The sequence below is a fragment of the Aeromonas sp. MR19 genome, from assembly GCF_963899305.1.
In the GTDB taxonomy this organism is placed as follows: domain Bacteria; phylum Pseudomonadota; class Gammaproteobacteria; order Enterobacterales; family Aeromonadaceae; genus Aeromonas; species Aeromonas bestiarum.
In genome coordinates this window covers 868,526-886,178 of record NZ_CAWQWZ010000011.1, presented here as the reverse complement: position 1 = coordinate 886,178, position 17,653 = coordinate 868,526, and the positions used below count along the sequence as shown (strand labels likewise).

At 62.9% G+C, this 17,653-nt stretch carries 13 protein-coding genes and 2 tRNA genes; 3 read left to right on the top strand and 12 right to left on the bottom strand.

Annotated features, from left to right (window positions below):
- The first annotated feature begins 92 nt into the window (after positions 1-92).
- A complete protein-coding gene (locus AACQ95_RS09715; protein ID WP_005312189.1) occupies positions 93-260 on the top strand; it encodes a hypothetical protein in 168 nt (55 codons plus the stop codon).
- Positions 261-333: 73 nt separating this feature from the next.
- Here the strand turns inward: AACQ95_RS09715 and AACQ95_RS09710 are convergent, their stop codons facing one another.
- The 11 genes from AACQ95_RS09710 to AACQ95_RS09660 form a co-directional block, all read right to left on the bottom strand.
- Positions 334-690 (bottom strand): MGMT family protein, encoded by a 357-nt coding sequence (locus AACQ95_RS09710; RefSeq protein WP_241278460.1) that lies wholly within the window; start codon positions 688-690, stop codon positions 334-336.
- A gap of 67 nt (positions 691-757) precedes the next feature.
- Complete coding sequence (locus AACQ95_RS09705; RefSeq protein WP_241278459.1) at positions 758-2,311, bottom strand: methyl-accepting chemotaxis protein; 1,554 nt, start codon at positions 2,309-2,311, stop codon at positions 758-760.
- Between the two features lie 214 nt (positions 2,312-2,525).
- The gene (locus AACQ95_RS09700) at positions 2,526-4,391 is read right to left on the bottom strand and encodes a beta-N-acetylhexosaminidase (RefSeq protein ID WP_241278458.1); all 1,866 of its coding nucleotides are present in this window, start codon (positions 4,389-4,391) and stop codon (positions 2,526-2,528) included.
- A 160-nt stretch (positions 4,392-4,551) separates the two neighbouring features.
- Positions 4,552-5,424 (bottom strand): BadF/BadG/BcrA/BcrD ATPase family protein, encoded by an 873-nt coding sequence (locus AACQ95_RS09695; protein WP_241278457.1) that lies wholly within the window; start codon positions 5,422-5,424, stop codon positions 4,552-4,554.
- A complete protein-coding gene (locus tag AACQ95_RS09690; protein WP_241278456.1) occupies positions 5,417-7,144 on the bottom strand; it encodes a glycoside hydrolase family 9 protein in 1,728 nt (575 codons plus the stop codon). The genes AACQ95_RS09695 and AACQ95_RS09690 overlap by 8 nt, the downstream gene beginning before the upstream one ends.
- 114 nt (positions 7,145-7,258) lie before the next feature.
- Positions 7,259-8,251 (bottom strand): ABC transporter ATP-binding protein, encoded by a 993-nt coding sequence (locus AACQ95_RS09685; RefSeq protein ID WP_241278455.1) that lies wholly within the window; start codon positions 8,249-8,251, stop codon positions 7,259-7,261.
- 11 nt (positions 8,252-8,262) lie between these two features.
- Positions 8,263-9,282, bottom strand: a complete 1,020-nt coding sequence (locus tag AACQ95_RS09680) for an ABC transporter ATP-binding protein (protein ID WP_043556351.1) — start codon at positions 9,280-9,282, stop codon at positions 8,263-8,265.
- Positions 9,279-10,187, bottom strand: a complete 909-nt coding sequence (locus AACQ95_RS09675) for an ABC transporter permease (protein ID WP_098983113.1) — start codon at positions 10,185-10,187, stop codon at positions 9,279-9,281. The genes AACQ95_RS09680 and AACQ95_RS09675 overlap by 4 nt, the downstream gene beginning before the upstream one ends.
- A 1-nt stretch (position 10,188) precedes the next feature.
- Entirely contained in the window at positions 10,189-11,172 is a 984-nt protein-coding gene (locus AACQ95_RS09670; protein ID WP_042867464.1) for an ABC transporter permease, read from the bottom strand.
- A gap of 117 nt (positions 11,173-11,289) precedes the next feature.
- The gene (locus AACQ95_RS09665; protein WP_043135998.1) at positions 11,290-12,975 is read right to left on the bottom strand and encodes an ABC transporter substrate-binding protein; all 1,686 of its coding nucleotides are present in this window, start codon (positions 12,973-12,975) and stop codon (positions 11,290-11,292) included.
- Between the two features lie 402 nt (positions 12,976-13,377).
- Positions 13,378-16,815, bottom strand: coding sequence for a response regulator (locus AACQ95_RS09660; protein ID WP_241278454.1), 3,438 nt, complete (start codon positions 16,813-16,815; stop codon positions 13,378-13,380).
- A gap of 248 nt (positions 16,816-17,063) precedes the next feature.
- Between AACQ95_RS09660 and AACQ95_RS09655 the strand changes: the two genes are divergently transcribed.
- Both AACQ95_RS09655 and AACQ95_RS09650 read left to right on the top strand, forming a co-directional pair.
- Positions 17,064-17,139: transfer RNA gene (locus AACQ95_RS09655), tRNA-Gly, on the top strand.
- Positions 17,140-17,196: 57 nt separating this feature from the next.
- Positions 17,197-17,270, top strand: a tRNA-Cys gene (locus AACQ95_RS09650).
- An 83-nt stretch (positions 17,271-17,353) separates the two neighbouring features.
- Here AACQ95_RS09650 and AACQ95_RS09645 read toward each other — a convergent pair.
- Positions 17,354-17,647 carry a hypothetical protein gene (locus AACQ95_RS09645; protein WP_043136003.1) on the bottom strand — a complete coding sequence of 98 codons (294 nt, stop codon included), beginning with the start codon at positions 17,645-17,647 and terminating at the stop codon, positions 17,354-17,356.
- Positions 17,648-17,653 lie beyond the last annotated feature (6 nt).

The window sequence follows — 17,653 nt, the reverse complement described above, 5'->3', positions numbered from 1 at the left end:
TGAAAGAGGCCCCTTGCTGGGGCCTTTTTGTTGGGAGATGGCGGTATACTGAAACCGCTGCAAGGATGGCAGCGCTGTACACGGAGGTTGTGATGGAGATTAACGAGATCCGGCCGGGAATGACCTGTCTGACCCGGGAAGGTACTGCCTATGTGCTGGAGGTGGACAGGCAGAGTCTGCTGGTGTTGTTGCAACGGGAGTATGAAACCATACCCGTGCAGGTGCGCAGCGACGAGATCCTGGCTCCTCTCACGCTGTGATGTACCAGGAGGCAAGGCGTTATGGGCGCTCTTTGGCTCAACAGAACGTCATGAGAAGCCGTGACACCCTGGTTTAAAAGGGAATGAGGAATAGCAGCTCGGCCAGGTCGGGCTGCCATTGCCACTCCCGCATCTTTACCCGCCCGCCAATCACAGGCACACCCTCCTGCTGCAATCGCCCCGTTTGTTCCGTGAAGCCTGTCGACCCTTTTGGCAGTGAAATGGTGCCGCCTGCGCCCAGCACGCGATGCCAGGGCAGCACCTTGTCCGTTTCCCGCAGCACCTTGCCTACCAGCCGGGCCCGACCGGGCAGTCCCGCCAGATCCGCCACCTGACCATAGCTGACCACCTTGCCGGCCGGGATCAGGGCGAGGATCGCCTCGATACGGGCGACCTTGTTCAGGGTGGCAGGGGCTGGCTCCATTCTCATGGGTCTGACTCTCCAGAAACGACAGAAGCGCCATTGTGGCGCTTCTGTGATAGGGGTGGCAACCGCTTCAACCAAAGGTCTGACTGAGCCCCTTGAGCTGTTTGGTGCGTTCCAGCAGCTCCTGACTCGAGTCGTCGACCTCCTGCATCTTCTGGCTGTTGGCGTGGGAGTACTGGGAGATCTGGTTGATGCTGCGACTGATCTCCTCCACCACCGCCTGTTGCTGCTCGGCGGCGGCGGCGATCTGGGTGGAGTGTTCCGTGACCAGCTCTATCTCTTCCAGCACAGAGTGCAGGCTGCTGGCGCCCTGGCGGGTCATCTCGGCGCATTCGCGGGTCTGTTGCAGGTTCTCCTGCATCATCCCCTTCCAGCGTCCCAGGGTGTGCTGGATCTGCTGTATGCTGCCCTGGATCTGCTCGGTCGCCTTGTGGGTGCGGGTCGACAGGGTGCGCACCTCGTCGGCCACCACCGCAAAACCGCGGCCCTGCTCACCGGCCCGCGCCGCCTCGATGGCGGCGTTGAGGGCCAGCAGGTTGGTCTGATCGGCTATGCCCTGGATCTCGCCCATCACGCTGCCGATCCGCTCCGACTCGCTGGCCAGCTCCACCGCCGAGTTGAACGCCAGCTCCGCCTGTCTGGCGAGCTGCTCGATGCGCTGCTCGGTCTGGCTCAGCTGTTTGTTGGTGTGCTCGCAGCGGCTGCGGGCCTCGTTGACCTGACCGTTGGAGTTCTGGATGTTGTGGGCTATCTCGTGGGCCGTGCTGGCCATCTGGGTCATGGCGGCTGCCATCTGCTGGGTCTGGGCATCCTGCTCGTTGATGTCGAGGCAGGCCTGATGGGAGGCCTGTTTCAGCTTGGTAGCCAGGGTCTGCAGCGGCTGGGTCGCATCGTTGACCCGACCCAGCACGGTGCGAATGCGGGCCTGCAGCATCTTGATGTGAAAGTCGGCGATGGCGCCGGGGCCGTCGCCCGAGTAGACCAGCCGGGTCAGGCTGTCGTATTCGCGGCCGAGCTGCTGCAGATAGAGCGGCAGGGCGAAGAGCTCGCGCCAGCAAGCGCCGCCTATGAGCAGCAGGGGCAGCAGCATCAGCAGGGCTGTCATGGGGCCCTGACTGCTGAAGGCCCAGCCAAACAGACCGAGCAACAGCAGGCCCAGCACAGGCAGGCGTATGCGGCTGAGGGAAGGGAGGCTGCTGGCCGAGCCGCGCTCCGCCTTGAGCAGGGCCTGATAGGTCTGGCTGGCGACTCGCTTGAGCTGGGGTTCAGGTTTGCAGCGCACCGACTGGTAACCGCTGACTCTGCCCCCCTCGTAGATGGGGGTCACATAGGCATCGACCCAGTAGTAGCGGCCATCCTTGCAGCGGTTCTTCACCATGCCGCGCCAGGGCTTGCCCTCCTTGAGGCGGGCCCAGAGATCGGCGAAGGCGGCCTTGGGCATGTCGGGGTGGCGCACCAGGTTGTGGTTGTGGCCGACCAGTTCTTCAACGGGGTAGCCGGCGATGCGACAGAAGGCGGGGTTGGCGTAGGTGATCACCCCGCGCAGGTCCGTGGTGGAAACCAGTTGTTCGTCGGCAGGAAACTCCACTTCGCTGTCCAGGGTATGGACGTCTCTGCGAGTCATAGGGATAGGCTCCGATGTTCTTGTTGATAGTTTTATCGTTGTTATTGTGGCAGATCCGGGCGTGGTTGCAGGTGCTTGTCAGGGTGCGCCAAGTCGGCTTCATAGGGGGCTGAATTTTGCCAATAATGGCGGATGAATGGTAGGGGAAAGTTGGTTTTTTGTTGGTGGATGGTAAAAAAAGGCGACCGAAAGGTCGCCAAACAGAAAGATAACACTACCTCTGCGGCGCCCGGTAACGCACCTGTAGCTGGTCGAGGATCTGCAGCTGGCCCGGCAGGCGGGCGGCGAAGTGATCCCACGCCTTGCGGGCGGGGTCGCTCCAGGCCACCTCGGCGGTGGCCAGCATGCGCGGGAACAACATATAGTCGAGGCGGTCACGAGAGGTCACCAGCTCCGACCATAAGGGGCTCAGCACCCCCAGGATGTTATCGTTGGCATGGAAATCGGCCGGAGCAGGATCGCATCGATAGACCTGCTCCAGATTGAGGGTGCCCGCCCAGTAGAGGCCGGGTTCATGGATGTCCTGGCTCCAGGCCAGATCCAGATAGAGGTGCTGGGCCGGTGCCATCACCACCGGATAGCCGGCCGCAGCCGCATCCAGCCCTGCCTGGAAGCTGGTCCAGGCGAAGATGGTGGCATCCCGGCTCACCTTGTCGCCGTGCAATATCTCCTCCCAACCCAGCATTCGCTTGCCCTTGCCAGCCAGATATTGCTGGCAGTGGCGCAGCAGGTGGCCCTGCAGCTCGCGGCAATCCTGATACCCCTGCTGCGCCATCAACTGCCGGCAGGCCGGGCTGTCGGTCCAGACCCCGGTCGGCACCTCGTCTCCCCCCATGTGTACCAGCGGGCCCGGGAACAGCTCGCACACCTCGTCGATCACCGCCTCCAGGAACTGATAGGTGCCGGGCAGGGCCGGGTTGAGCACGTTGTCGTCGAAATATTGCACCGACAGGTAGCGGGAGCGGTCGGCTGCTTCCACCAGCAGCTCGGGCAGCGCCTTGATGGCCGCATGACAGTGGCCCGGTATGTCGATCTCGGGAATGACTGTGATGCCGAGTCCGGCGGCATAGGCCACCAGCTCGCGCACCTCGCTCTGGCTGTAGTAGCCGCCGTAGGGCTCGGCGCCGCCACTCAGCTGGGGCCCGACCGGCAGATCGTGGCCGCGCCAGGCGGCCCGTTCCGTCAGCTGGGGGAATGCCTTGATCTCGAGTCGCCACCCCTCGTCATCGGTCAGGTGCCAGTGGAAGCGGTTGAACTTGTAGAGGCTCATCAGCTTGAGCAGGCGCTTGAGGGTGGCCAGGCTGTGAAAGTGGCGGGCACAGTCGAGGAAGATGCCGCGAAAACCGAAGCGCGGTGCATCGCTGAGCTCGATGCAGGGCAGGCTCTCCCCGTGTTGCAGGGCCCACTGGGCCAGGCTGATCAGGCCATGGCGCCAGCCCGCCTCGCCGGCCGCGGCTATGGTCACCCCCTCAGGCGTGATGGTGAGGCGATAGGCCTCCGCAGCCAGAGGCTCTTCGAGCAGCCGGATCTCGGCATCGTGATCCTGCTCCAGCGCCAGCCCGGTCAGCTCGTTGAAATGGGCCAGCAGGCCGGTCAGCGACCCGGGCCCGCTGACATGGGCCCGCTCTGCCAAGCGGAAGTTGCCCTCCAGCAGCACCAGCTGATCCGGCTGGGGCACTATGCCGGCCAGAGACTCGACCTCGGGCAGATCCGGGGCGCCGGGCGCGCTTGGCGGCAGGCCCAGCGCCTCATCGGCCAGCACCACCGGCATCAGCTGCGGGCCCGTGCTGGCCTCGGGCAGGCTCAGGAAGAAGCCGCGCGGCATGTCGGAGAGGCGCTTGATGGGGGTGTTGCGACAGCAAAAACGCAGCTCGCTTTGCCCCTCGGCCGGGATCAGCACCTTGTAGCTGCCGCTCTGGCGTTCCAGCTCCCCCCCCTGCACCGAGGCCGGGTCTATGTGGCGCGCCAGGCAGAAGTGGAGCTTCCAGGGGACGGCCGGCAGCTGGCTCAGGTTGAAGCGGAACCAGACGTCCTCGCCATCGCGTCGGTCGACCTGGGTGTGGATCAGGGGTGCAGACATGAAAATTCCTCTGATGGAGTTAAGGGAACAAACAAGGCGGTCATCTCCTTGTGGTACTGGTCAACCCGGGGAGGGAGCCTGAGTGCTGAGATGGGCACACCCCGGAGCGGGCAGAGGGGGACTCTGTCCCCGCCGACGGGCAGATCGCATTGGACAAGGCTCAGCAGTGCAGACATGGGAAGGCCTCCGACTGGGCAAACAGTATGGCCCCCTCCAGTGCATCGGCCTTGGGGTTGACCAGGTTGAGGTGCGCCAGCCGGGGGGCGAGGCGCATGCCGATGCCGCCGAGCAGGGCGATCTGGCTGGCCCCCAGCTGTTGCATCCCCTCCAGCAGGATCCGCAACTGTTCGCAGGTCTCGTCCAGCAGCTGGCAGGCGAGCTCGTCGCCGTCGCTGGCAGCATCGAACACCCAGGGGGCGAAGCGGCCATAATCGGCCGGAATGGCGCGGTATGCCCAGCGCACGACGTCGGCCTGATCCCGCTTGAAGTGGTCGAGCAAGCGGATGGCGAGCGTGCTGGGGGGCAGGATGCCGTCGTGGCAGAGCAGGGACTGCTGGATGGCACGCAGCCCAAGCCAGGCGCCGCTGCCCAGATCCGAGATGGGAAAACCGCGGCCGGAGCAGGTATGCAGTTGGCCATGCCGATAGAGGAGCCCGGCCGAGCCGGTGCCGGCGATGAGAATGGCCCCCTCCTTGCCACCGAAGGCACCCAGGCAGGCACCGAAGGCATCCGAGGTGAGCCGCACGCGGGCAAAGGGGAAGGGCATCTCGAGCATGGCGTGATAGCACTCCGCCAGCTCGGCGGAGGCCAGTGCCAGCCCGACCCCCATCTGCTGTGCGCTTGCCACCGGCAGACCGGCCGCAGTGCGGGCCTGCTCGATGGCGGCCAGCACGTTGGCGTGGGCGACCTCTATGCCCAGCTCCAGGTTGGAGCCGGCGGCGCGCCCCTCGCCCAGCAGCTTGCCGGCCCGATCCCGAATGCGGGCGCGGGTGTGGGTGCCGCCCCCATCCACGCCGACCCAGTACTCAATCATGCCGGCCTCCCAGCGCACTCTGCCAGCTGATGGCCAGGGCGAACCAGGCTGCGTGGGGGATCCACTGTTCGCCCCAGCGCCAGTTCTGATCCAGCCGATCCTTGTACTCCTCTGGAATAAATGCGATATCCGCCTCGTCATCGAAGCCGGCCGTGATGCCGTTGCAGATGCCGCCGAGGGCATTGGGATAACCGGCTGTGTAGCTCGGGTTGTTGATGCCGTGGCCCGCCAGCATGCAGGCGTTGAACGGATTCTGCCCCAGGATCCAGTCGAGCTGGCGCTGGCCGAAGCCGAGCAGCGGCCCGGATTGTGGCGGGAGCTGCTCGGCGGCGGCAAAGGCCATGGCGGCCAGAGACGCCAGCCTGGCGTTCTCCCCCTGCCACCAGTAGCCGGATTCGTTGTGGTGCGGGATGAAGAAGCTGACGCGAGGCGCCTCATCCACCCCTTTCACATACTGGCGGGCGAGGGCGAAGGGGTTGCCTGCCCGGGCGCACAGCGCCAGCTCGGCGGCCAGCGCCTGCTGCACCACGGTTTGCACCTGGGCCTTGCGATCCTTGTCCGGCTCTACGCCTAGGTATTCCAGCAGTGCCAGCACCGGCAGGCCCGCCTCGGCGGCGTGGTAGTAGGGACGCGAGCCATCCTCGTTGGCGGACCAATGGTGGCCGAACTCGGGATGGGGGCGCTGGCGGGCGCAAAGCTTGCCGGCCCACTCCCTCGCCTCGCTTAGCCACTCATGGCCCAGGGTCTTGGTCAGCTCGACCGCAGCCAGCAGGGCGCAGTAGTCATCTAGGATGTTCTCGACCCCGTCGTCCAGATAGGCGAGGTTGTGCTCGCGCAGGTGCAGGTAGCCGCGGCTGGCCGCCTCGGCATAGTGACTCGCATCAAGGTCGCCGCTGACGCTCTCGCGGGCGGCGCGGGCCAGCGCCGCTATGGCCATGCCGCCCCCTTGCCGAAAACCCGCCTGCCAGTTGGCGGATTTGATCCCCTGCTGGGTGGCGTAGGCGCACAGTTCACGCAGCTCGGGATCCTTGCTCCACTTGTCGAACAGCGTCATGTAGAAGAAGCCGCTCTCATCCTGCATCCGGCAGAGAAAATCCGCCCCGTGCAGCGCCTCGTCATTGAGCCGTTTGCAGAGGTTGATCCCGTCTATGTCGCGGCGCGATGCCAGCAGTTCACGGCACCTGAGCAGGGCCCATACCACCATGGGGGTCTGCTGGGGGTTGAGGTAGTTGGCGTAGGAGAGGTGGCTCAGGTACTTGCTCATGTCGCCGCTGGCATCGAACCAGCCGCCGTGTACGTCTTTGCGTTGATCGGTGCCAAACAGCCGGGCGGTGCGGTCGGCCCGATCGAAGGCGCCGCTGGCGCGCTGGCCCTTGAAGTAGTGAATGACATCGGAGAGGCAGCGGCTCGCCAGCAACCCCTGGCCGATGATGAAGGGGGCGGAGCGGACCATGCGCTCGTCGGTGCCGGCCTGGATGACAGTTACCAGCCGGTAGTGGCCGGGCTCCTTGAATGCGGAGAAGTCGGCGCGCCAGTAGGCGCGGCCCTGCCAGCCGGGGACGCTGCCGGCCGCTTGCAGCGGGGTTTCAAACAGGATCTGGTCATCACACTGGCGCAGCAGCCTGACATGGCCGCTGATAGCCAGCTGGGTGGTGGTCTGCAGCAGGGCAATCTTCTGCCCGTCGCACTCGTAGCCCACCTGATTGATCAAGAGTTCCATCAAGGTATTACTCCTGTGGTTCACCGACGGGCGGTGAGGCACATCACGGGGCTGTGGCTGCCCCGTAGCGAGGCATGGCCGGACAGTGCTGTCCGGCCGCTATAAGGCTCACCCTCATTCGTAGAGGTAGCAGCGCACGAAGTGGTTGTCTGCGAGCCTGGTGATGGGGGGCAGCTCATCCTTGCAGCGGGCCATGGCCTGATTGCAGCGCCCGGCAAACGGGCAGCCGCAGGATTCCGGCGTCCAGAGCGGTATCTCCCCCTTGCGGCCCCCCTCCAGCTCGGCGTGGATGCTCTTCTCGGGATCGGGCACCGCCGAGATGAGCAGCTGGGTGTAGGGGTGCTGGGGGTGGTGCAGTATCTCGTCCACCTCGCCCCACTCCACCATGTGGCCCACGTACATCACCGCCAAGTCTTCCGCCACGTAGCGGGCGGTGGCGATGTCGTGGGTGATGTAGAGCATGGAGACGCCCAGCTCGTTCTTCATCTGCTCCATCAGGTTGAGGATGCCGATGCGAATGGAGACGTCGAGCATGGAGGTGGGCTCGTCCGCCAGCACCACTTCCGCCTCCACCGCCAGGTTGCGGGCTATGTTGACCCGCTGGCGCTGGCCGCCGGAGAGCTGGTGCGGATACTTGGCCGCCGTTGCCTTGGCCGGGGTGAGCCCCACCTTTTCGAGCAGGGCATGGACCATGTCCGGCAGGTCTTTTTTGTCGATCACCTTGCTGTGCAGCAGCAGGGGACGGGCTATGTGGTGGTAGATGGTGTGGGTCGGGTTGAGCGAACCGAACGGATCTTGCCACACCATCTGCACGCTCTGGCGATAGTCGAGCAGAGCCGTGCCCTTGTTGAACTCCTCCAGATCCCGGCCGCGATAGAGGATGCGGCCGCTGGAGAGCTTGTACATCTTGGCGATGATCTTGGCGATGGTGCTCTTGCCGGAGCCCGACTCCCCCACCACCGCCAGGGCACGGCCCCGGTGCAGGTTGAAGGTGATGTCGGAGAGGGCCCGCATCTTGCCGCTCTTGATGGCATTGGAGTTGACGGGGAAGTCCTTGTAGAGGTGCTGGACTTCGATGATGGGCGCGTCGGTTTGGGCGATTTGCATGACAGACATCCTTAACAGCCAGCGGCCTTGTCCAGATAGATCAGGGGATCTTGTTGCTCATCCTGCGCCTCATGGAGGTGGCAGGCGGTCTGTTGTCCCGGCCGGATCTCGACCAGGCGGGTGTACTCCTGGCGGCAGCGCGCGTGCACCTTGCCGCAGCGGGCCTGAAAGCGGCAGCCGACCGGCACCTCCAGCAGGTTGAGCGGGGTGCCCGGGATCCCCTCCAGCACGGTTTTCGGGCCGTGCAGGGGCGGGAAGGAGTTGCCGAGCCCGCGGGTATAGGGGTGCAGGGGCGAGGTCAGGATCGCCTTGGAAGGGGCCACCTCGATCAGCTCACCGGCGTACATGATGCCGATGCGATCGCAGAACTCGACCATGAGCGAGAGGTCGTGGGTGATGAACAGGATGGAGAAGTTGAACTGCTCTTTCAGGGCGTAGACCTTCTGCAATATCTCCCGCTGCACCACCACGTCCAGCGCCGTGGTCGGCTCATCCATGATCAAGAGTTCGGGGTTGAGCGCCATGGCGATGGCGATCACCAGCCGCTGGCGCATGCCGCCGGAAAACTGGTGCGGATAATCCCGCAGCCGGCTCGGGTGTATGTCGACTATCTCCAGCAGCACCTGGGCGCGCTTGATCGCCTCATAACGGGTCATGCCGGGGTTGTGGGCCAGCAGCACGTCACAGAACTGCTCCTCCATGCGCAGCACTGGGTTGAGCGCGTTCATAGCGGACTGGAACACCACAGAGACTTGTTGCCAGCGATAGGAGCGCAACCGCTCTTCGCCGTAGTGGAGTATGTTCTCGCCCTTGAACAGGATTTCGCCGCCGCTGATGTAGGCGGGCGGCTTGTGCAGCCGGGCCACCGAGAAGGCGATGGTGGACTTGCCGCAGCCGGACTCGCCGGCGAGGCCGAATACCTCGCCGGGGGCTATGTCAAAGCTGACCGAGTTGACGGCGCGCACGTCGCCGCTCTCGGTGATGTAGTCGACGCAGAGGTTGCGTACCGACAGCAGGGGTGGGGTCTTCATGCTGTCCTCTCCTGTGGTGCTGAGACGGGCGCGGCGAGTTTTTTCCAGCGGTTGAGCCCTTTGTGGGATCGCAACTGAGGGTTGGCTATCTCGTCGATGGCGAAGTTGAGCAGGGCCAGGCCCGCGCCCAGGGTGGCGATGGCGAAGCAGGGGGCCAGGATCTCCCACCAGGCACCCACCAGGATGGCGCTGGAGGTCTGGGCGTTGTAGAGCATGATGCCCCAGCTGACCACGGTCGGATCGCCGAGCCCCAGGAACTCCAGGGTCGCCTCGGTGACGATGGCGTAGATGATGGAGCCGATGAAGCTCACCCCTATGATGGAGATGAGGTTGGGCAGTATCTCCACCAGAATGATGCGCCAGGCCGGCTCCCCCAGCACCTCGGCGGCGATGACGAACTCTTTCTCGCGCAGGGCCAGGGTCTGGGCCCGGATGACGCGCGCGCCATAGGCCCAGGAGGTAAAGCCTATGATGAGCGCAATCACCGTCGGTGACGCCTCCCCGATGAAACTCGCCAGCACCAGTAGCAGGGGGAGGTTGGGGATCACCAGCACCACGTTCATCAGGAAGGTGAGGCATTCGTCGATCACGCCACCAAAGTAGCCGGCTGTGATGCCGATGGTGATGGCGAGGGCGCACACCAGTATGCCGGCCCCGAAGCCCACCATCAGGGAGATGCGGGCGCCGTTGGCAAACTGGGACCAGATGTCGTGGCCCATGCGGGTGGTGCCCATCACGTACTCGGCGCTGGGGGGCTGGTGCGGACGGGAGACCCGCTTGGTCGGTTCGTTGCTGGCCAGCAGCGGGGCGAGCAGCGCCATCAGCACGAAGCTGACCACGATGAAGAGGCCGAAGGCGGCTTTCTTGTTGCCCAGCAGGATTTTCAAGATAGTCGGCATGCGCATCTTATTTGCCTCCTGTACGCAGACGGGGATCCAGGAAGACGTAGAGCACGTCGGCCAGGAAGTTGAAGCTGAGCATGGTGATGGTCATGATGAGCAGCTGCCCCTGAATGAGCGGGTAGTCGCGGGCCAGGATGCCCTGATAGAGGGTCAGACCCAGGCCGGGATAGTTGAAGATCACCTCGGTGATGAGGGAGCCGCCGATGACGAAACCGAGCGCCATGGAGAGCGCTGTGACGCTCGGCAGTATGGCGTTGCGGGCACCGTAGTTGAAGATGACCCGGTTGCTGGAGAGCCCCTTGGCCTTGGCCATGGTGATGTAGTCCTCCCCCAGCAGGTTGATCATGTTGTTGCGCATTGTGATGAGGAAGCCCCCCACCTGCACCATGGCCAGCGTCAGCACCGGCATGACGGCGTGCAGCATGATGCTCTTGATGTGTTCCCAGCCGAAATCGGCGGTGATCTCCGGGCTGTAGGCATAGCCGATGGGCAGCCACTCCAGACTGACCCCGAACAGGAAGAGGGCGAGCAGGGAGATGACCACGGGCGGAATGGCCTGCATCACCAGGGTGAGCGGGGAGAGTATGCTGTCCATGCGTCCCCCCCGGTGCCAGGCGGCGAAGATGCCGACGATGGAGCCGATGGAGAAGCTGAGAATGGTGGAGGTGCCCACCAGGAACAGGGTCCAGCCGATGGCGCGACCCAGCACGTCAGCAACCGGTTGGGGGTAGTAGCGCACCGAGGTGCCGAGATCCCAGGTGAAGACGCTCTTCACATAGGTGAGAAATTGGGTGCTGATGGGGCCGTCCACAAAGCCGAAGGTCGCCTTGAGGGCCTCCAGTGCGGCGGGTTCCATCATGGCGCCAGCCCGGGCAAACATGACGGAGACAGGATCCCCCGGCATGGCTCTGGGTAGCAGGAAGTTGATGGTGGCGGCCACCAGGAAGGCGACCAGATAGAAGGAGAAACGTCTCAGTATAAATCCCATGGTAAACCCTTTTACTGCAAGCCTGCCCCGCGCCGGGCAAAGCTCCCCTAACCCCGAACAATCAGGGGGATGGAAGACATGGCGGGGAAAATGGCCCCCCGCAGGGGGCCGGGGTGGTTAGCTGTTTGGCTTGAGTGACAACACGTGCAGCAGACGCTCCGGTGTATCCGGGTGAACCTGCGGCTTGGCGACCGGGTTGTCGGCACTGAACCAGCCGTGGAAACGCTTGGTGCTGTATTCGTACCAGGTCGGGTTGTTGAACACAGGGATTATGGTCTGGTTGGCACCGACCCTGTCCTGGATCTCGAACATGATGGCCTTCTGCTTGGCGGCATCGGCGGTCTGGGTGAAGTCATCGATCAGCTTGTCCAGTGCCGGATCCTTGTAGCGGGGAGCCGCAAAGCGGTTGCCACGCTCACCCATGTTGCGGGAGTGGAAGGCGGTTTCGAAGTACTTGTGCGGGTTGGCACCGGCGAAGTACCCCTGCAGGGCGACGTCGAAGTCACCTGTGATCAGGTTTTCGGTCCAGACGGTGGCTTCCGGGGTGGCGGTCTTGGCGTTCAGACCCAGGGCCTGCAAGCCTTCGACCCCGATCTGGGCGGTATTGACCCAGTCGGTCCAGCCGTTCGGCACCAGCACCTTGAAGGTGATCTTCTGGCAGGTCGGGGTGTCGAGGAACTTGTCGCCGTCACAGTCCTTGTAGCCGGCCTGTTTCAGCAGGGCCTTGGCCCCTTCCAGGTCGAACTTGTTGAACTTGCCATATTTCTTCTCGACTTCCGGGTTGTCCCAGGAGGCGAACGCCTTGCCCAGACCTGACGGGTATTCGTTGACGGTCGGGTAGCCGTAGCCGGCGATGTCCACCATGGACTGACGGTCCATCGCCATGGAGAAGGCGCGGCGGAAGTTGATGTCGTTGAAGGCTTCGTGGTTGCCGGGATTCTTGGTCTGGAAGTTGACGTTGAATGCCACTGTACCTGAGGCCGGGAACCAGTACTTGTTGTTCTTCGGATCGTTGCCGACGTAGAGGCGCTCTATGTCCGGCACGAAGGAGCCGAACCAGTCCACGTCACCCTTCATCACGGCGGCCAGCACCTGATCGTTGGTGGCCATCTGCGGCATGCGCAGGCAGTCGATGGAGAGGTTGGCGTTGTCCCAGTAGTGCGGGTTGCGGCACTGGGTGTAGAGCTGGGCGGAGAAGTTGTCCACCTCGGTGAAGGGACCGGTACCGACCGGCTTGTCGTTGGTGAAGGCAACCGGATCCTTCACGGATTTCCACTGGTGCTCGGGGACTATGGGCACCAGTACCAGGTCATTCACCACGTTGGTGTTGACGTCGGTCAGCTCGAACTTGACCTTGTTGGGGGCCAGCTTCTCGACGCTCTTGATCTGGGTCCAGATAGAGCGCTCGTCCAGCGCCTTGTTGGCCTTGACCAGATTGAAGGAGAAGAGGATATCGTCGGCGGTGAAGGGCTGACCGTCAGACCACTTGACCCCGTCACGCAGATCGAAGGTGACGGATTTCAGGTCATCGCTGAAGGCGTAGTTGGTGGCCAGACGATAGACGGGTTTGCCCCCTTGCATATCGTTGAAGATCACCAGAGGTTCATAGATGAAGTGACGTGTGGTGTGCAGCAGGCCCGCTTGCAGGAAGGGGTTGAAGTTCTTGACCCAGGCGGTCTCCTGTTGGGCGACCAGAGTCAGCACCGTCTTGTTGTCGGCAGCCATGGCAGTGCCGGCAGCTCCGGCCAGCATCATGGTTCCCAGCAGTACAGCAGTAGAGATTTTGGATACTTTGGCAAGCATATTATGTCCTTTCTTATTTATATTCCTTGTTCGGATTTGAGCACCGACATCGCATGCTGTGGAGGTCGGCCCTCAATGTTGGTCAGGTTTTTCACCCTTGTAGTTGTGTCATCCAACGTCCCTAGCAAAGCAGAGTTAACAGGAAAACAACAACTGTTCCGTTCGTCGATATCGTAAAAATCACGGCCCCTACGTCAATTTCGTCAAAATGACTTTTAACTCATTTTAAATCATTAAGTTATGTTATTTGCTTTGGCGTAATAAGTCCCCATGCATACGCTCGTCATGACAATTGTGTGAATTGGATCGGCTCTCGTTTTGACGCCTTTTGCCCGCTTAATTCTGCACAAAAAAAAACCGCCCCGGCAAGTGTGAGCCAGGGCGCAGATCGGGGCGGGTATGTCAGGGTTTGCGGTTGGCGAGTTGACGCAGGGTCTGGGCGCTGTGGTGCAACTGCTGGCGCTGGGGATCGCTCAGCGGGCCGTGGGTGAGCACGTACTCGGCGGTGGCCACCACTGTCTTCCAGCGCGGTGCCTTGGGCAGGGTGTCCAGGCTCAGGTACTTGTCGAGGGTGCGGGTCTGGGGGCTGGATCTGTCCATGTAGACCCGCCACAGCTTGCTCTTCTCCGCCAGCACTATCTTGCCCTTGCCCGTGCTCTGCTGCCAGGCATCCAGGGTGAGGCGCATGGTATCCACCAGGGCCCGGCGCAGCGGCTCGTCATCCTGCTGGCGAATGAGATCGTCGGCGAGCGATCGGAACTCTCCCCCCAACCGGCTCAGCTCACCCAGCAGCTGACCGTCCTCTATGATGGCCTGGCGCGACAGGCTCTTGAGGGCGTTCTCCAGCGCCATCACCCGGTTCTCGTCCTGGCGCGGTTCGGTGCTGAGGGTGAGGGCGAAGGCGGCCTGTCCCCCCAGACTGATGGGCAGGGCACGGGCATTGAGCTCGTCCTTCAGCCCGGCCACCAGGAACTCCAGACGCTGCTCCTGGCGGGCCTTCATATCGGGCCACTGGGAGGCCAGCGGGCTGGCCAGCCACTCGTCCAGCGGCTGACCCTCCATGGCTTCCGGCTCCTGGCCCAGCAAGCGGGCCAGCACCCGGGAGGCAAACAGCACTGTGCCCTGCTCGTCGATGAAGACCATGGGATCGGCCCCTTCGCCGAGCAGGGCCAGCAGCCGCTCCTGATCCTGATGCAGCCGCTCCTGCAGGGTGAGGCGGTGCTCTATCTCCTGTTTCAGCAACCGGTTCTCCACCAGGGAGGCGCGGCCAGCCCGGGCTTCCAGCAGTGCCCTGACCCGGGCAAACAGCTCCTCCTTGCAGAAGGGTTTCACCAGATAGTCGTTGGCGCCGGCGTTGAAGCCCTCTTCTATGTCCTTGGGCTGGTTGAGGGCGGTGAGCAGCAGCACCGGCAGCTGGTCCTTGGGATGCTGCTGGCGCAGGCGGCGGCAGACGTCAAATCCCGACAGGGTCGGCATCATGACGTCCAGCAATATGAGGTCCACCGGCTCCTGGGCCAGCTTGGCCAGCGCATCGTGGCCGTCGCTGCTGGGCAGTATGCGGTAGCCGCAGGGCTGCAGCAGGTGGCGCAGTATGTGCAGGTTGATGGGCTCGTCATCCACTACCAATATGAGTGGCGCATCCTCGGGGGGAGGGGGGAGGTCATCGCTCTCCCAGTCCGGCAGGATGAGCGGCTGCTGGCGCACCAGCTGGTGCTCTATCTGGCGGCTGTCCAGCGTCAGGCTGCCCGCCTTGCCGCTGGCGAGCGGCAGGGTGAAGGCAAAGGTGGATCCGACGCTCGGCTCGCTCTCCACGAACAGCTCACCCCCCATCAGGTGCACCAGCTGGCGGGTGATGGAGAGGCCGAGGCCAGCCCCCTGCTTGCTCACTTCCGGGCTCATCTGCACCAGCGGCTCGAAAATGTGCTCCAGATGATCTCTGGCGATGCCGATGCCGGTGTCGGTCACCCGGATGCGCAGGAAGTTGCCCTCCACCAGGGCGCTCAGCACCACCTTGCCCTGCGGCGTGTACTTGATGGCGTTGCCCACCAGGTTGTAGAGCACCTGTTCGAGCCGCTGTTCGTCGGCCAGCACCGGCGGCAGCTCCGCCGGGCTTATGTCCACCAGGGTGAGGGGCTTGGCCTGCACCAGGTGCTGGCAGAGATCCAGCACCAGCCGTATGACTCCCTTGGAGGCGACGGGCTGGGGATGTATCTCCAGCTGGCCGTAGCGCATCTGGTGGTAGTCGAGCAGATCGTCCACCAGCCGGGCCAGGCCGTCGGCACTCTTGATGATGAGGCCGAGCTGCTTCTGCTGTCCCTCGGTGAGATCCTGCTGGCTGGCGAGCATGGATTCGGCCATCCCCTTGATGCCGTGGATGGGGGTGCGCAGCTCGTGGGAGGTGTTGGCCAACAGCTCATCCTTGAGCTTGTCCGCCTGCTGCAGGCTGAGGTTCTGCTTGTGGGTCAGCTTGACCTGCTGTTGCAGCTCCTGGGTCTGGCGTTCGATGAGCTCTATCTTGTCCTTCACCGAGCGCTGCATGTGGCGAAACGCCTGGGCCAGCCTGTCTATGTCGTCGTCGGTGCGGGGGATTGTGATGGGGTGATCCAGGGCGCCGTCCGCCACCTGCTCGGCGGCGGCGGTGAGGGAGCGCAGCGGGGCCGTGATGGAGTGGGAGAGCCAGCGCGAGAACAGGATCAGCAGCAGCAGGGAGCCGGCCCCCAGAAGGATCACTAGCGTCTCCAGCTGACGGATGGGGCGGTAGGCCTCGCTGGTGGAGATCTCGGCGATGAAGGCCCACTCGGTGTCGAACACCTTCACCTGGGTGTAGGCGGCCAGCACCTCGTCATCGTGATAGGAGCGAAACAGCCCGACTCCCTGCTCACCTGAGAGGGTCTTGACCACCAGCGGGGTCTGCAGGGGCCTGAAATTGGGGCTGAAACTGTTCTCCACGCTGAATTCCGGCGCCAGCCAGGCGTTGGCGCGCATCCGCTTGTCCGGGCCTATGAGGATGGTCTCGCCGGTCTCGCCGAGGCCTTCCCGCTCCGCCATGATCTGGTTGAGCTTGTCCGGCAGCAGCTCGAAGATCACCACGCCGCGCACATAGTCGTACTGCATCACGGGGGCGGCCATGTAGGCGACCACCTGGCCGGTCAGCTCGTTGCGGCCAAAGTCGGTGAATTCGAAGATCTGCTGCGGCTTCTGGCCGCCGTCGAGGCGCCGTTTGATCTTGGCGAAGGTGCTGCCAAGGCCGCTCGCCTGATAGGGGCCCGAGAGCAGGTTGGTGGCGAAGTTGGGACGCTTGGTGACCGAGTAGACAACGTCGCCGTTGAGATCGATGAGGAAGATGTCGCTGTAGTTGGATTTGCGCACCATGTCGGCATAGCCGCGATGAAAACGCTGGTGCACCCGGCCATACATCTCGTCCGCCAGGATCAGCGCGCTGATGGAGGGCTCTATGTCGGCCTTGTCGTCGGGTTTTTGCAACTGATCCCAGGAGCCGGGCACATAGCGGGCCTGGGCGCGAGCGCGGGCCTCCTGTGGCGTGACGCCGAGTTTTTCGAAGGCACCGGTGAAGCCATAGAAGCGGCCGATACTGTTGCCGGCAAAATCCTGCTGGGAGAAGTTGATGATCTGTTCTTTGAGGTTGCCGAAGTAATCCTCCAGCTGGCTCTTCTTGATGTTGCGCACCGACACCAGATGATTGGAGGTCTGGGTGGTGAGATCTTTGCCGTGGCTGTAGAGGAAGAACAGGGTGACGACCAGGAAGGGCACCATGGCCAGCATGAAAAAAGCCAGCATTAGCTGCGGCCTGAGCCCACGAGGCTTGAAGATCCATTTCATCGTGTGATTTTCAATTGAGAATCCAGTTACTAAGCGCCACAAGTCTCTGACTAAAGACTAATCATTTCAATGACTTTATCTTAAATTCGCCCGTGGGGTCACAGCCTGATGTGGTTTTTTTGGCCAAGCCGTCTAAACCCTGAGCAAACAGCACGGGCAAGGGCTAAAAGTGCGAAAAAAGGATTGTGCCCGCGCTTGGGGTACGTATAATGCGCCTCGTTGTCAGGTAACTGGCACACGGCAGTCAGGCGGGAATAGCTCAGTTGGTAGAGCACGACCTTGCCAAGGTCGGGGTCGCGAGTTCGAGTCTCGTTTCCCGCTCCAATTTCTCATAGCACCAACTATGGGTATCACTTTCAAGGCAATCAGCCTTGTCAGCATGGCGCGTTAGCAAAGCGGTTATGCAGCGGATTGCAAATCCGTTTAGTCCGGTTCGACTCCGGAACGTGCCTCCATCATCTTTCTGTTCAGCCTCATCCCTGCACCAATACCCCACACATTCATGTGTGTGTTTCTGTTTCCCGCTATTCCGGTTTTCTCAATATCCCTGCTGCGTCAGCAAGGGTTCGCAGCCCTGTTGTTGCCACTCCCGTTCCAGATAGCGATTGACCTCCACCAGATCCTGTCCCCGGAATTGAAACTGCACCTCGGCCGAATGCTCGGTCAGATCCATCATCTTCTGTTTCAACTGGCCGCATTGCCACAGGCTGATGGTCGGAGCCCCCTTGTAGGCCAGCTCTATGCTGTCGTTTTGATTGAGCCGCCAATCCTGCCACTCCGACCAGAGCAACAGACCCAACACTCCTATGATCGCCACTTCTGCGGGTTTCATCGCACA

What these genes read in the sequence shown, in the direction of transcription:
- AACQ95_RS09685 (WP_241278455.1), bottom strand. Translation starts at nt 8,251, where the DNA reads ATGCAAATCGCCCAAACCGACGCGCCCATCATCGAAGTCCAGCACCTC.
- AACQ95_RS09710 (WP_241278460.1), bottom strand. Translation starts at nt 690, where the DNA reads ATGAGAATGGAGCCAGCCCCTGCCACCCTGAACAAGGTCGCCCGTATC.
- AACQ95_RS09670 (WP_042867464.1), bottom strand. Translation starts at nt 11,172, where the DNA reads ATGGGATTTATACTGAGACGTTTCTCCTTCTATCTGGTCGCCTTCCTG.
- AACQ95_RS09700 (WP_241278458.1), bottom strand. Translation starts at nt 4,391, where the DNA reads ATGTCTGCACCCCTGATCCACACCCAGGTCGACCGACGCGATGGCGAG.
- AACQ95_RS09675 (WP_098983113.1), bottom strand. Translation starts at nt 10,187, where the DNA reads ATGCGCATGCCGACTATCTTGAAAATCCTGCTGGGCAACAAGAAAGCC.
- AACQ95_RS09690 (WP_241278456.1), bottom strand. Translation starts at nt 7,144, where the DNA reads ATGGAACTCTTGATCAATCAGGTGGGCTACGAGTGCGACGGGCAGAAG.
- AACQ95_RS09695 (WP_241278457.1), bottom strand. Translation starts at nt 5,424, where the DNA reads ATGATTGAGTACTGGGTCGGCGTGGATGGGGGCGGCACCCACACCCGC.
- AACQ95_RS09645 (WP_043136003.1), bottom strand. Translation starts at nt 17,647, where the DNA reads ATGAAACCCGCAGAAGTGGCGATCATAGGAGTGTTGGGTCTGTTGCTC.
- AACQ95_RS09665 (WP_043135998.1), bottom strand. Translation starts at nt 12,975, where the DNA reads ATGCTTGCCAAAGTATCCAAAATCTCTACTGCTGTACTGCTGGGAACC.
- AACQ95_RS09660 (WP_241278454.1), bottom strand. Translation starts at nt 16,815, where the DNA reads ATGAAATGGATCTTCAAGCCTCGTGGGCTCAGGCCGCAGCTAATGCTG.
- AACQ95_RS09715 (WP_005312189.1), top strand. Translation starts at nt 93, where the DNA reads ATGGAGATTAACGAGATCCGGCCGGGAATGACCTGTCTGACCCGGGAA.
- AACQ95_RS09680 (WP_043556351.1), bottom strand. Translation starts at nt 9,282, where the DNA reads ATGAAGACCCCACCCCTGCTGTCGGTACGCAACCTCTGCGTCGACTAC.
- AACQ95_RS09705 (WP_241278459.1), bottom strand. Translation starts at nt 2,311, where the DNA reads ATGACTCGCAGAGACGTCCATACCCTGGACAGCGAAGTGGAGTTTCCT.